Source organism: Pseudoalteromonas sp. T1lg22, from assembly GCF_002964645.1.
Classification (GTDB): Bacteria; Pseudomonadota; Gammaproteobacteria; order Enterobacterales; family Alteromonadaceae; genus Pseudoalteromonas.
In genome coordinates, this window is the sequence record NZ_PQBY01000027.1 from 198,888 (window position 1) to 213,250 (window position 14,363).

Here is a 14,363-nt window from a genome sequence, read left to right on the forward strand (position 1 = left end):
CACGTGCGTCCTGCTCATGCGTAGGTATAATTACTGCTTATTTACTTAGCTTCGCCAACTTGCCGTCAACAACGGCCTGGTCGATAATCGACATGACTTTGGCAAATACTTGCTCGGCATTGAGCTCAGTGGTATCTAAGCTTACCGCGTCTTCCGCGGGAATAAGCGGCGCCACGGCGCGATTCATATCACGCTCGTCACGAGCTTTAATGTCGATAAGTAGACCACTTAGTGTAACATCCAGACCCTTAGCCTTCAACTCTTTAAAGCGTCGCTCGGCGCGCTCTTCAGCGCTGGCGGTCAGGAATATTTTTACATTGGCCTCGGGAAACACCACAGTGCCCATATCGCGGCCATCGGCAATCAGCCCGGCATCGCCGCGAAAGGCGCGTTGGCGGCGCAATAGTGCTTCACGAACGCGAGGCAGAGCCGCAACTTTTGAAGCTGCCGCGCCCACTTCTTCATTACGAATACCATGGGTCACTTCCTCGCCTTCGAGAATAATCTTGCTGCTTTCGCTTTGAGCATCAAAGCTAAATTGCACATCTAAATTTGCTGCAAGCGGGACTAAGGCTTCTTCATTGTCGAGTGCTATCTGATGGTGTAGCGCCGCAAGCGCCAAAACACGATAAATTGCGCCACTGTCGAGCACGTCCCAGCCCAACTTTTGCGCGAGTAAACGACACACTGTACCTTTGCCCGAGCCACTGGGCCCGTCAATGGTGATCACCGGCATAGATGCCTGCATTTAAACCTCCTGCATGCACAGCAAACATTTTAAAATCGCCGCATTATACGCGAACTATTTTGTAAATTCGCGTTAATACGCCAGATTTTTAAGATTGTTTTGTAACGGATCAACAAATGGTTAGATAAAGATGCCCGCTTGCCATAAGCCGTAAGCGGGCATGGAGATTAGCTGCAGCTGACGCTGGCTAAGGTATCAAAATAGGTAGGAAAGGTCTTGGCGGTACAGCCAGGGTCGTTAATGGTCACCGGCCAACCACCGACCGCCACCATGGAAAAACACATGGCAATACGGTGGTCGTTATAGGTGTCAATGGCCACATCCGCTAAGTGCTGTGGCGGTGTGATCTCGATATAATCATGCCCTTCCACCACCTCGGCGCCGAGCTTTTTCAACTCTGTGGCCATGGCATACAAGCGATCGGTTTCTTTCACCCGCCAATTGTAAATATTGCGAATGGCGGTTTTGCCCTTGGCAAACAGCGCTACCGTGGCAAGTGTCATGGCTGCATCGGGAATGGCATTGGCATCGATATCAACGCCATTGAGCTGTCCTTTACGTACCACCAGCTTATTGTCGTACCAATCAATATCGGCACCCACCTGCTCCATTACCTTGGCAAAGCCTATGTCACCTTGAACCGACGCCTTACCGACACCGTGAATGGTGATCTCGCCACCATTAATAGCGGCCGCAGCAATAAAGTACGACGCCGATGACGCATCGCCCTCTACCATGATTTCACCGGGAGAGACATATTGCTGCCCCCCTTTCACATGGAAACTCTGGTAGTTATTGTTGCTTACCTCGACACCGAATTTACGCATCACCCCCTGGGTGATATCTATATAAGGCTTGGAGACCAGCTCACCCTTAATGCTGATATTAGTGTCGCCACTAAACAGCGGTGCCGTCATTAACAGCGCGGTTAAGAACTGACTGGAAATACTGCCGTCTATAGTGACTTCGCCACCGGCCAGGGTTTTTCCTTTGATGGCCAAAGGCGGATAATCCTGCGTTTTCAGGTAGTCGATATCAGCCCCTAAAGCACGCAATGCATCAACTAGGTGGCCGATTGGGCGCTCTTCCATACGCGGCTCGCCGCTTAACTCAAACTCGCCTGGTGTGGCAGCAAGTACCGCCGTAAGCGGCCTGTAAGCGGTGCCAGCATTACCCAAAAACAAGGGCTCTTGTGGCGTAGTCAGCTTGCCACCTTGGCCATGAACCAAGGCCTGAGTCTTGTCCTCGTTGAGCTCAACCTCAACACCCATTAGCGCAAGTGCCCCTAGCATATGACGAATATCGTCGCTATCGAGCAGGTTGGTCACCCTAGTGGTGCCTTGAGACAAGGCCGCCAACAAAAGAATACGATTAGATAAGCTTTTCGAGCCGGGTAACACCACTTCGCCTTGCACCTTATTAATGGGCTCTAAGCGCAATGATTCCATTAACTGTGCTCCTGGGCGAACTGCTCCATAAAGGTTACCAGGGCCTCGATACCCGCCACCGGCATGGCATTGTAAATACTGGCGCGCATACCGCCGACAAAACGGTGGCCCTCAAGCGCTAATAAGCCAGCCTGTTGTGACAAGGCCAGGAAGCGCTCGTTCAGGCTCTCGTCGTTTAACCAAAATGGTACATTCATCAATGAGCGGCAGTCTTTAGCAACCTTGTTGCTGTAGAAATCCGATGCATCAATGTAGTCGTATAAAATCGCCGCCTTATTCTTGTTATGGCGCTGCATAGCTGGCACACCGCCCTGTTCCTCAAGCCATTTAAAGACCACATCGGCCAGATACCAGGCAAAGGTAGGTGGTGTGTTGTACATGCTGCCCTGCTCGGCCTCGATGGCGTAATCAAGAATACCCGGGCGCGGCACGCCTTCTCGCTCAAGCAAAGTCTTACGTACAATAACTATGGCCAGACCCGATGGGCCGATGTTTTTCTGTGCCCCTGCGTAAATCACATCGAACTGATTTACATCAATATCGCGCGATAAGATCATAGAGGACATATCGGCAACAATCGGCGCCGTTGGGTGAGATGGTACATCGAATAACTCAACGCCATCTATGGTTTCATTCGGGCAGTAATGGATATAACTGGCTTTTTCAGGTAAAGGCCACTGAGACACAGGAAGCACACCGAATTGTCCGTCTTTATCATCGCGAACATTGATTTCCACAACATCTGTGTATTTTTTCGCTTCCTTAGCGGCGCCATCAGACCAGATACCTGTGTTGATATACACGGCTGGAGCATCATCAAGGTGCAGGTTCATAGGCACAGCGGCAAACTGACCGCGACCACCACCGTGCATAAAAAGTACGGCAAATTCATCGCTGATGTTCATTAGCCGACGCAGACGTGCCTCACACTGTTGAGCCATGGTCAAAAAGGGTTCGGCGCGGTGACTTACTTCCATAACCGATACACCTAGTCCTTGCCAGTCTAAAAACTCTTGCTGTGCTTTTTCCATAACGGCTGGAGGTAACATGGCAGGGCCGGCACAAAAATTATAAACGCTCATTACTTCTTCCTCATTCCACTTCGCGTACCCACACAATACCCATTGTGCAGGCGATGTAACTTGAAAATATTTTATACAGGGCTAAAAAAAGCGGCCGAAGCCGCTTTATAGATTATGAGTCTTGCTCAGGGCTCTGCTCAGCCTCATCGGCGGGAGCCTCCCCCTGGACCACGGCTTCTTCGTCGTGTTCCAGTATGGCCAGTTCATCTTCATCGATTTCTTCGATACGTTGTAAACCAACCACCTGCTCGCCGTCAACTGTACGAATCAAAATAACACCTTGAGTATTTCGACCCACGGTAGACACTTCATTCACGCGAGTACGAACCAAGGTGCCACGATTAGAAATAATCATGATCTCGTCGTTGTCATCGACCTGAACGGCACCGACTACGGCGCCATTACGCTCACTCACTTTGATAGAGACCACACCTTGAGTCGCACGACTCTTAGATGGGTAATCTTCAAGGGCGGTACGCTTACCATAACCATTTTCGGTCACGGTTAAGATAGCACCATCTGACTTAGGTACGATTAAGGACACCACGCGCTGGTCATCGGCCATCTTAATGCCGCGTACACCGGTGGCGGTACGACCCATAGGACGTACACCCTTGAACTTGATTTCCGGATTGCCTTCTTCGTCAAGTACTGGGTTGCCGTTTTCGTCAACCACGGCCGACTCTTCCGCTTCTTTAAAGCGTACAACCTTACCAGCATCGGTAAAGAGCATGATCTCGTTGCTGCCATCTGTGATGTCCACACCGATCAGGCTATCGCCTTCGTTGAGGTTAACGGCAATAATACCGCTGGCGCGCTGACGACTATAAGCGGTTAGTGGCGTTTTCTTCACGGTACCAAAAGCAGTCGCCATAAAGACATACTTATCTTCTTCGTACTCACGCACTGGCAAGATAGCGGTAATGCGCTCGTCAGCTTCAAGCGGCAACAAGTTAATAATTGGCTTACCACGGGCAGCGCGGCTGGCCAATGGCAACTGGTACACCTTCAACCAGTACAGACGACCTGCGGTCGAGAAGCACAAGATGGTGTCGTGGGTGTTGGCGACCAGCAGACGCTCGATAAAGTCTTCATCCTTCATCTTGGTTGCTGATTTACCCTTACCACCACGGCGCTGTGCCTCGTAGTCGCTCAGCGGCTGATACTTCACATAGCCTTCATGTGACAGGGTGACTACTACGTTTTCTTCGGTGATCAAATCTTCCAGGCTGATATCGTGGGCCGCGGCACTGATTTCGGTGCGGCGCTCATCGCCATAGGTTTCCTTGATGGTAACCAATTCATCGCGGATCACTTCCATCAAGCGCTCCGGCGAACCAAGGATATGTAATAGTTCAGCGATTAGCTCAAGTAGCTCTTGATATTCATCAAGGATCTTCTCGTGCTCAAGACCGGTTAGCTTATGTAGGCGTAGCTCAAGGATAGCCTGCGCCTGCTGCTCAGATAAATAGTACTGACCATCGCGAATACCTAAATCATCCGCCAGCCAGTCTGGACGAGCGGCGTTATCACCGGCTTTTTCCAGCATGGCTTTAACATTACCCAGCTCCCATGGACGGGCTACAAGGGCTTGTTTTGCTTCTGCTGGTGTCGGTGACTTACGAATAAGTTCGATAATAGGATCGATATTAGCAAGCGCTATCGCCAAACCTTCAAGGGTATGAGCGCGCTCACGGGCCTTGCGTAAATCGAATACGGTACGACGGGTAACAACTTCACGACGGTGCAGGATAAATGCTTCAAGCATTTCCTTGATGTTAAAGCACTTCGGCTGGTTACCGTCCAGGGCGACCATGTTGATACCGAACACGGTTTGCATCTGGGTTTGGGCGTACAGATTATTCAGTACCACCTCGCCCACTTCGCCGCGTTTGATCTCAATAACGATACGCATACCGTCTTTATCAGACTCATCGCGCAGCGCACTGATACCTTCGATCTTTTTGTCTTTAACTAGCTCGGCGATTTTTTCAATAAGGCGGGCTTTATTCACCTGATACGGAATTTCATGAACGATAATGGTCTCGCGACTCGTTTTTTCGTCCACTTCTACTTCCGCGCGAGCGCGAATATAAACCTTGCCACGACCTGTTTTATAGGCCTGCTCTATGCCTTTTTTACCATTGATAATGGCCGCTGTTGGGAAGTCCGGGCCTGGAATATATTCCATTAGCTCGTCAATGGTGGTTTGCGGCTCTTTGATAAGCGCTAAACAGCCGTTGATCACTTCGGTTAGGTTGTGCGGCGGGATATTGGTCGCCATACCTACGGCGATACCCGATGAACCATTAACCAGCAGGTTAGGTACCTTGGTCGGTAATACATCTGGGATCTGCTCGGTGCCGTCATAGTTAGGCACGTAATCAACGGTTTCTTTTTCTAAGTCGGCTAACAACTCTTGGGAAAGTTTTGCCATGCGTACTTCGGTGTAACGCATCGCCGCCGCCGAGTCACCATCCACGGAACCAAAGTTACCTTGGCCATCGACCAACATATAACGCAGTGAAAACGGCTGCGCCATACGTACTATGGTGTCATATACGGCACTGTCGCCGTGCGGGTGGTATTTACCGATGACGTCGCCCACTACACGGGCAGACTTTTTATACGGTTTGTTCCAGTCATTGCGGAGTTCATTCATGGCGAACAAAACACGACGGTGTACCGGCTTTAGGCCGTCACGAACGTCGGGAAGCGCACGTCCTACGATTACACTCATGGCGTAATCCAGGTAGGAATTCTTTAACTCATCTTCAATATTAACCGGAAGGACTTCATTGGCGAGATCAGTCATTGATATCACTTTCCTTCTTATTTGCGACAGGGTGTAATCGGCACGAGTTTAACTCGGCTTATCACCTGCCCCATTGTCGTTATTATCTCAGCCCATGCTATCACATAATTTTTATTTTTACAGGCGCTAAATCTTTGCGATTTCACAAAATCCCCCCGTATAATGGCCTCAGACGAACGAGGAAGTTTTTTATGACCGAACATCAAAATGTAGATACGGATGAAATTGCAAAATTTGAAGCCATAGCACAGCGCTGGTGGGATCTCGATGGCGAATTTAAACCCTTACACGAAATAAACCCCCTGCGCCTGGACTTTATCGCCCAACATGCCAACGGCCTGGCCGACAAAGAAACTCTGGATATAGGCTGTGGCGGTGGCATCCTCGCCGAGAGCATGGCCAAACTCGGTGCCAAGGTCACCGGCATAGATATGGGTCGTGAGCCACTGAATGTAGCCAAGCTCCATAGTTTAGAGTCTGGTGTTAAAGTCGATTACCAACAAATTACCGCTGAGCAATATGCGGCGGAGCATCCAGAGCGTTTCGATATTGTGACCTGTATGGAAATGCTTGAGCATGTGCCGGATCCGCAATCCGTGATAGCTAGCGCTGCCGCCCTTGCCAAACCCGGTGCCCAGGTTTATTTCTCAACCTTAAATAAAACCGCCAAGGCCTATCTGTTTGCCATTGTTGGCGCCGAGAAATTACTTAAACTTGTGCCCGAGGGTACCCACGACCATAAAAAGTTCATTCGCCCATCGCAGCTTATCCAATGGGCTGAACAGGCCGGGCTCAAAGTTCGCCACAGTGCCGGGCTAAGCTACAACCCACTGACTAAACAATACACCTTAGGCCAGGACCTAGACGTTAACTACATTTTGCACTTTGAAAAGCTGGCGTAACGCAAGTGTAGCGAATCCGCCTGGCGTTTTTTAAAACTGCGGATACACTATATCTGGTGGTTTGTTATTTTTTAAACACCAGATATAGTGCGCTGGTAAGAATTAGCGTGATGAAAAGATGGTCGACTTGATGATAAAAAACCCAGTCGGTTAGACTTGGAAAAAATCATTAAATTTGTGTTTTTTGACGTTGCTTTTCGCTGACCGACAGAGTTAAAAATGTTTGAAGGTTAACGGTCACTAACCGTGGCGACTTATCCACAGATTGTCACAGTTTGCACCTCTTGCAAATACACGCAGACCCCACTATCTTGTGAATCACAATGATGAAAACACCATATCTAGTGTTTGAATCTTATACAGCTCTAAATGCTTGGTGGCCGTGGGCGATGGCGCAAAGCGAAGGTATGCTAAAACGTAGTAAATACATCGCCTGCAATAGCTGAAAAAGACACTTTTAACAGCTGTGCGCTAATACAACTAATTATAATTACGGGCAATAACTATGACTCAACAGTTATCTGTTAGCAAACGCGATGGACGTAAGGAAGCGTTGGATTTAGATAAAATTCATCGTGTCATTACTTGGGCCGCTGAAGGGCTCAATAATGTATCTGTATCTCAGGTAGAACTTAAGTCCCATATTCAATTCTATGACGGCATTCGCACCGAAGATATTCACGAAACGATTATCAAATCGGCGGCGGACTTGATCTCTAAAGATACGCCTGACTACCAGTATTTGGCGGCGCGTCTGGCTATTTTCCACCTGCGTAAAAAAGCCTATGGTCGTTTTGAGCCACCTAAGCTGTATGATCATGTTGTTAAGCTCGTTGAAGACAAGCGTTACGATCAGCATTTAATGACCGACTACACTCAGTCGGAATTCGAGCAGATGGATCAGTTTATCGACCATAGCCGCGATTTAAACTTCAGCTATGCTGCCGTTAAACAGCTGGAAGGTAAGTACCTGGTACAAAACCGCGTCACCGGCGATATTTATGAAAGCGCCCAGTTCCTGTATATCTTGGTTGCTGCCAGCCTGTTCTCAGATTACCCCAAAGAGACGCGCCTTGATTATGTGAAGCGTTTCTATGATGCGGTGTCTTTGTTTAAGATCTCATTGCCTACGCCTATTATGTCGGGCGTGCGTACACCAACGCGTCAGTTCAGCTCATGCGTACTGATCGAATGTGCCGACAGCCTGGATTCAATTAACGCCACTTCATCGGCGATTGTAAAATACGTATCTCAGCGCGCTGGTATCGGTATCAACGCTGGTCGTATTCGCGCCTTAGGTAGCCCAATTCGCAACGGCGAAGCCTACCACACAGGCTGTGTACCTTTTTATAAGCACTTCCAAACGGCGGTTAAAAGCTGTTCGCAAGGCGGCGTACGTGGTGGTGCCGCGACTCTGTTCTACCCGCTTTGGCACCTAGAGGTTGAAAACCTACTGGTACTTAAGAACAACCGTGGTGTTGACGATAACCGTGTACGTCACCTTGACTACGGTGTGCAGTTCAACAAACTGATGTATACCCGTTTGATCAAAGACGGCTTTATCACCCTGTTCAGCCCATCGGATGTACCGGGTCTTTACGATGCCTTCTTTGAAGATCAGCAGCTGTTTGAAGAGCTTTACGTAAAATACGAGCAAGATGAGTCTATTCGTAAGAAGCGTATCAAGGCCATTGAACTCTTCTCGATGTTTTTACAAGAGCGTGCCAGCACAGGTCGTATCTACCTGCAGAACGTTGACCACTGTAATACTCACAGCCCGTTTGATGCCAAGGTTGCACCGATACGCCAGTCTAACCTGTGTCTGGAAATCGCTTTACCAACCAAGCCACTGAACGATGTAAACGACGAAACCGGTGAAATCGCTCTGTGTACTCTGTCGGCCTTTAACCTCGGCGCCATTGAGTCACTGGACGAGCTTGAAGAGTTAGCCGAGCTGGCCGTACGTGCCCTTGATAACCTGTTGGATTATCAAGAATACCCGGTACCGGCTGCCTACAATGCTACCATGGGTCGTCGTACCTTGGGTGTGGGCGTGATCAACTTCGCCTACTATCTGGCGAAAAATGGTAAGCGTTATTCGGATGGCAGCGCCAATGGCCTGACGCATAAAACCTTTGAAGCGATTCAGTACTATTTGATGAAAGCATCAAACGAGCTGGCCAAAGAAAAAGGCGCGTGTCCTAAGTTTAACGAAACCACTTATTCGCAAGGCATCATGCCTATCGATACCTATAAAAAGGATCTTGATAGCGTCTGTAATGAGCCACTGCACCTGGATTGGGACGGTCTGCGCGAAAGCATTAAAGCTCATGGCATGCGTAACTCAACGCTGTCGGCTCTAATGCCTTCTGAAACCTCGTCGCAAATCTCAAATGCCACTAACGGTATTGAGCCACCGCGCGGTCATATCAGCGTTAAGGCGTCTAAAGACGGTATCCTTAAGCAGGTTGTGCCTGAGTATGAGCGTCTTAAAGATCAATATGAATTACTTTGGGATATTCCATCGAACGATGGCTACCTGCAGCTAGTGGGCATAATGCAAAAGTTCGTTGACCAGACTATTTCGGCCAACACCAATTATGATCCGAATAAGTTCGATGGCGGCAAGGTGCCTATGAAGCTCTTGCTTAAAGATCTGTTGACTGCCTATAAACTGGGTGTGAAGACCTTGTACTATCACAACACCCGTGATGGTGCTTCGGACGCCCAAGACGAGTTTAAGCCTCAGGCCGATGACGGCTGTGAAGGCGGCGCTTGTAAGATATAATAATAATTAAGCAAGCGGCTTCTGAGCCGCTTTGCTTTGTTGTTCGACCCTGATTTTGAGATCCCACGACCATGTCATACTCCACTTTTAGCCGTAACCGTAACGACCAATTAAAAGAACCGATGTTTTTCGGACAAACGGTGAACGTATCGCGCTATGACCAGCAAAAGTACCCTATTTTTGAAAAGTTGATCGAAAAGCAACTATCCTTCTTCTGGCGTCCAGAGGAAGTAGACGTCAGTAAAGACCGCGTTGATTTTCAGTCTCTGCCTGAGCATGAGCGTCATATCTTCTTAAGCAACCTTAAGTACCAGACCCTGCTCGACAGCGTCCAAGGCCGCTCACCAAACGTGGCCCTGCTGCCTATTGTTTCCTTGCCCGAACTGGAAACCTGGATTGAAACCTGGGCCTTTAGTGAAACCATTCACAGCCGCTCGTACACCCATATTATTCGTAACGTGACTCAGTCACCGGAAGTTATTTTCGATGACATAGTGACCAATGAAAAAATCGCCGATCGCGCCGAGGAGGTGACCCGTTATTACGACGACCTGATCCACCTAACCTCACTTTATAACCTGTATGGCCCAGGCCAGCACATGGTTAATGGTGAAGAGATTGATGTCTCCTTGTATGAGCTGAAAAAGCGCCTGTACTTGGCCATGATGTCTGTGAATATCCTTGAAGCCATTCGCTTTTATGTATCATTCGCTTGCTCCTTCGCCTTTGCCGAGCGCGAGCTGATGGAAGGTAATGCGAAAATCATCAAGCTGATCGCGCGCGACGAAGCCCTGCACCTATCTGGCACTCAACATATCTTGAACATTATGCAAGAAGGCAAGGACGACCCACAAATGGCCGAAATCGCTGCCCAGTGCCGTGAGCAAGCTATCCAAATGTTCGTTGATGCCGCTGAGCAGGAAAAAGAATGGGCCGAATACCTGTTTAAAGACGGCTCCATGATAGGTCTGAATAAAGACATTCTTTGCCAATATGTGGAATACATCACCAATGTGCGTATGAGCGCGGTAGGTCTGCCGGCACAGTTTGCCACTCAGAGTAACCCTATTCCATGGATCAACTCCTGGTTGGTATCGGACAACGTTCAGGTGGCGCCACAAGAAGCAGAAATCAGCTCTTACCTGGTCGGTCAAATCGACTCAGAGGTTGATGCCAACGACTTTGGCGACTTCGACCTGTAATAAGAAGGGCTCCTTGTGAGCCCCTTTTCCCCCTCATATCAGTACATAATCCGTGTGCAAAGCAACTAAGACCAATATTACCTTTAACGGCAAAGCACTAACCCATGACTCGGATAGTCCATCTATCCTGCATAGCTTGGAGCGCCAAGGAGAAACTCCCGCCTATCAATGCCGCGAGGGCTTTTGTGGTGCCTGTCGGGCTGTTTTGGTGCAAGGGAATGTCAACTATAGCCACGAGCCGCTGGCCTTTGTCCGTGACGGCGAAATTTTGCTGTGCTGCAGCACCCCGGACGGTGATCTGGTTATTTCCAGTGACAATGAAGGCTAATCTCAGGGCCAGCTTATCAAAACCTGCGAGCTTACATAGCATTCAGCCGTGGTAATACTCAACTGATCCCACTCCACACATACATCCCAATGCAAAGAGCGCGCTAGCACAGCTTCCAATGCATTAACAAAACCCGGTTCCAAGGCGATCAGCTCGGCGCGATTATGGGCTAACTGCCAACTAGTGAGCTCGTCATTAATGGGGATGGTGGTGATCACATACAAAGACTGGGCGCGATTATAAATCTTGGTTAATTCATCGCAATTGTCATTAAATACTTCTATAACCAGTTCATAATCGTCATGGAGATCGTAGGCAACAATATCGATTTGCGGCTTTTGTTTGCTCTCACACAAGACCAGATCATGGCGATAAGCAAACAGACAAAAGCCGATTAGACGTAGAATAAAATGCTCAAGCAGCTCTTCATCTCTGCGTGAGGTAGTAAAGTGTTCGTTTAGCTGACAATGATGGACATTGTCCACAATAGCAAAATGTGCTTTAAAGACCCTTCCTCTGTCGCTCATGGCAAAGATGTCTACGCTGGCTACTCGATAGCAATAAGTATAGTGTACTCTCGCTCATGCAAATTTTATTTAAGTTATACTATAACATTATTGTGCTGTATGATTTTATAATGTTATAGTATCACCATTGTTAGTTAACGGATTTTCTTTATGTTTAAACCAGCCGCAATATCCTGTGCCGTCGCCGCCCTACTCGGCTCGGCAAACGCCTTCGCCGGCACGGTTACTGGCCGCGTCGTCGATGAGCAACAACAACCCTTAAGTGACGTAGTGATCCACTACCATGGCAAGCAACATAGTGTGCGAAGCGATCAGCAAGGTTATTTCACCCTTGAACTAGATCAGGCTGGCCAGCTGCATTTCAGCAAAGAAAACTACATAGATAAGCGCTTGGAAGTAAGTGCACAAGCGCAACAACTGGATATCATGCTCAGCGCCTCGGCGATTGAAACCGTGGTGATCTACGCATCAGGGTTAGATAAAAACAACCTCGACATGGTCTCGCCGGTTTCCGTACTCAGTGGCGATGAATTACGCGACAGAGCCCAACCAACCTTAGGCGAAACATTAAAAGGCCTACCTGGCATTAATGCCAGTTATTTCGGTCCGGTATCTTCAAGCCCAGTGATCCGTGGCTTAGACGGCCCGCGCGTTAAAATCACCCAAAACGGCCTGGACAGCGGCGATGCCTCACGCGTCGGCCCAGATCATGCGGTGGCCACCGAGTCCATCGTTGCCGAACAAATAGAAGTATTACGCGGCCCAGCAACCCTGCTTTATGGCTCCGGCGCCATTGGCGGCGTGGTTAATGTGGTCGATAACCGTATTCCAACGGATCGTATCGAAGGCTATCAAGGAGCCGCCGAATACAGCCATGATACGGTTTCCAACACCAATACCTATGCGGGCAAATTTACCTCAGGGTATGATGGCTTTAATTTCCATGTTGATGGCAGCGATCGCGTTGGCCATGACTATGAAACACCCACCTTTACCCTTGAAGAAGATGGCGAACTAGAGCGCCATGACCGCGTTGCCAACACCTTTATCGACAGTGCTACGGTTAATATCGGCAGTAGCTATGTCAGCGAGCATTGGACCCTGGGTCTTTCCTACGGCACCATAGAAACTGACTATGGCATTCCCGCTCACGCCCATGATCATGGACATGAAGATGAGCACGGACATGAAGATGAGCTTGATGGCCATAATGAAGCGGAGCATGAAGGCGAAGAAGGCGTATTTGCACGAATGCAGCAAGATCGCTGGCAGGCGCTCGCAAGCTACTCTTTCCATGACAGCTTTGTTGAAGCCCTGACGCTGCGCGCCGGATACAGCGACTATGAACATGGTGAAATCGAAGGCGAGACCCTGGGTACCCTGTTTAGCAATACCAGCCGCGAGGCCCGTTTAAACGCCAAACACCGTCTCGGAAACTGGCATGGCACCCTAGGTTATCATTACAGTGATTCCGACTATAGCGCAGCCGGCGAAGAAGCTTTCACCCCGTCGACCAAAACCAAGGTGCATGCCCTGTATTTATTGGAAGAGCGGGAATTTGAGCGTTGGACCCTAGAGTTAGGTGCCCGTGTCGAAGACTATCAACTAGACAGCGAGATAAGCGATGAAGTCGGCCATCACGACCACGAAGAAGCGGGTCATGAAGAGTCAACGACTGCTTATGAGTACAGCGATACCAACTTAAGCCTCTCACTTGGCGGCATTTGGAATTACCAGGACGGCTATGCCTTGGCCTTAAGTGTATCGCGCTCCGAGCGAGCGCCGTTAACCGGCGAGTTGCTTGCTAACGGCACCCATATTGCTACCGGCACCTATGAGCTGGGCCTGGCCTATCATATTGAAGACGGTGAAGCGCATTTTGAAGGCGAAGACATAGCTCAGGAAACCGCGACTAATATCGATTTCAGCTGGCGTAAATATGTGGGCGATTTTGGTTTTAACTTCAGCGCCTTCTATAACGACGTGGACGATTTCTACTATCAGGAGAATACCGGACTGGTATTCGACCATGATGCTGGTTTTACCGATGCCACACTTGCCGATGACGACGCCCTCGCCGTTTATCAATATCGCAGTGGCGACGCCGAGCTCTACGGATTTGAGCTAGATGCACACTACGCCTTGTCATCAAGCTGGCAAATCAAAGGCTTCGCCGATTCTGTTAGGGCAAAACTCAAAGATGGCGAGCATCTACCACGCATCCCGGCGGCAAAAATCGGCTCCCAGTTAAATTATCTCTATAAAGATTGGGATTTTGCTTTGGTTGCCACCCATTACCTTGAGCAGGATGATTTCAGTGCGTTCGAAACCAAGACTGATTCCTACACCCTGGTAGATGTTAAGGTGAACTATCACTTTAGCCTGGGTCAATTCGATGGCGTTGCCTATCTGCAGGCGCAAAACCTAGGGGATGAACTTGGCTTTGTTCACACATCCTTTATCAAGGATCAGGCCCCTTTACCTGGACGTAACTTGCGTTTAGGTGTCAGAGCCTATTTCTAA

10 protein-coding genes are annotated in these 14,363 nt (G+C 49.1%); 5 read left to right on the top strand and 5 right to left on the bottom strand.

The annotated features are described in order from the left end of the window. Positions 1 to 37: 37 nt before the first annotated feature. From cmk to gyrA, 4 genes are all read right to left on the bottom strand, one after another. Positions 38 to 748 carry a (d)CMP kinase gene (cmk, locus tag C2M24_RS15380; protein ID WP_105198898.1) on the bottom strand — a complete coding sequence of 237 codons (711 nt, stop codon included), beginning with the start codon at positions 746 to 748 and terminating at the stop codon, positions 38 to 40. A gap of 167 nt (positions 749 to 915) precedes the next feature. Further along, the gene (gene aroA / locus C2M24_RS15385) at positions 916 to 2,196 is read right to left on the bottom strand and encodes a 3-phosphoshikimate 1-carboxyvinyltransferase (RefSeq protein ID WP_105216065.1); all 1,281 of its coding nucleotides are present in this window, start codon (positions 2,194 to 2,196) and stop codon (positions 916 to 918) included. Continuing rightward, positions 2,196 to 3,278, bottom strand: a complete 1,083-nt coding sequence (serC, locus tag C2M24_RS15390) for a 3-phosphoserine/phosphohydroxythreonine transaminase (RefSeq protein ID WP_105198896.1) — start codon at positions 3,276 to 3,278, stop codon at positions 2,196 to 2,198. The genes aroA and serC overlap by 1 nt, the downstream gene beginning before the upstream one ends. A 112-nt stretch (positions 3,279 to 3,390) precedes the next feature. Next, positions 3,391 to 6,093, bottom strand: coding sequence for a DNA topoisomerase (ATP-hydrolyzing) subunit A (gene gyrA / locus C2M24_RS15395; protein ID WP_105216067.1), 2,703 nt, complete (start codon positions 6,091 to 6,093; stop codon positions 3,391 to 3,393). Between the two features lie 191 nt (positions 6,094 to 6,284). On the opposite strand from gyrA, the gene ubiG reads away from it, so the two are divergent. The 4 genes from ubiG (at position 6,285) to yfaE (ending at position 11,313) form a co-directional block, all read left to right on the top strand. Then, entirely contained in the window at positions 6,285 to 6,995 is a 711-nt protein-coding gene (gene ubiG, locus C2M24_RS15400) for a bifunctional 2-polyprenyl-6-hydroxyphenol methylase/3-demethylubiquinol 3-O-methyltransferase UbiG (RefSeq protein ID WP_105198895.1), read from the top strand. 505 nt (positions 6,996 to 7,500) lie between these two features. After that, the gene (gene nrdA, locus C2M24_RS15405) at positions 7,501 to 9,783 is read left to right on the top strand and encodes a class 1a ribonucleoside-diphosphate reductase subunit alpha (RefSeq protein ID WP_105216069.1); all 2,283 of its coding nucleotides are present in this window, start codon (positions 7,501 to 7,503) and stop codon (positions 9,781 to 9,783) included. A 71-nt stretch (positions 9,784 to 9,854) separates the two neighbouring features. Then, positions 9,855 to 10,985 carry a class Ia ribonucleoside-diphosphate reductase subunit beta gene (gene nrdB / locus C2M24_RS15410; protein ID WP_105198893.1) on the top strand — a complete coding sequence of 377 codons (1,131 nt, stop codon included), beginning with the start codon at positions 9,855 to 9,857 and terminating at the stop codon, positions 10,983 to 10,985. Positions 10,986 to 11,037: 52 nt separating this feature from the next. Beyond that, on the top strand, positions 11,038 to 11,313 hold the full coding sequence (gene yfaE, locus C2M24_RS15415) for a class I ribonucleotide reductase maintenance protein YfaE (protein ID WP_105216071.1): 276 nt from the start codon (positions 11,038 to 11,040) through the stop codon (positions 11,311 to 11,313). Positions 11,314 to 11,315: 2 nt separating this feature from the next. Here the strand turns inward: yfaE and C2M24_RS15420 are convergent, their stop codons facing one another. Continuing rightward, complete coding sequence (locus tag C2M24_RS15420) at positions 11,316 to 11,840, bottom strand: YaeQ family protein (protein WP_105216082.1); 525 nt, start codon at positions 11,838 to 11,840, stop codon at positions 11,316 to 11,318. A 150-nt stretch (positions 11,841 to 11,990) separates the two neighbouring features. Between C2M24_RS15420 and C2M24_RS15425 the strand changes: the two genes are divergently transcribed. Then, on the top strand, positions 11,991 to 14,363 hold the full coding sequence (locus tag C2M24_RS15425) for a TonB-dependent receptor (protein WP_105216084.1): 2,373 nt from the start codon (positions 11,991 to 11,993) through the stop codon (positions 14,361 to 14,363).

What these genes read in the sequence shown, in the direction of transcription:
- serC (WP_105198896.1), bottom strand. Translation starts at nt 3,278, where the DNA reads ATGAGCGTTTATAATTTTTGTGCCGGCCCTGCCATGTTACCTCCAGCC.
- aroA (WP_105216065.1), bottom strand. Translation starts at nt 2,196, where the DNA reads ATGGAATCATTGCGCTTAGAGCCCATTAATAAGGTGCAAGGCGAAGTG.
- nrdA (WP_105216069.1), top strand. Translation starts at nt 7,501, where the DNA reads ATGACTCAACAGTTATCTGTTAGCAAACGCGATGGACGTAAGGAAGCG.
- gyrA (WP_105216067.1), bottom strand. Translation starts at nt 6,093, where the DNA reads ATGACTGATCTCGCCAATGAAGTCCTTCCGGTTAATATTGAAGATGAG.
- nrdB (WP_105198893.1), top strand. Translation starts at nt 9,855, where the DNA reads ATGTCATACTCCACTTTTAGCCGTAACCGTAACGACCAATTAAAAGAA.
- C2M24_RS15425 (WP_105216084.1), top strand. Translation starts at nt 11,991, where the DNA reads ATGTTTAAACCAGCCGCAATATCCTGTGCCGTCGCCGCCCTACTCGGC.
- cmk (WP_105198898.1), bottom strand. Translation starts at nt 748, where the DNA reads ATGCAGGCATCTATGCCGGTGATCACCATTGACGGGCCCAGTGGCTCG.
- ubiG (WP_105198895.1), top strand. Translation starts at nt 6,285, where the DNA reads ATGACCGAACATCAAAATGTAGATACGGATGAAATTGCAAAATTTGAA.
- C2M24_RS15420 (WP_105216082.1), bottom strand. Translation starts at nt 11,840, where the DNA reads ATGAGCGACAGAGGAAGGGTCTTTAAAGCACATTTTGCTATTGTGGAC.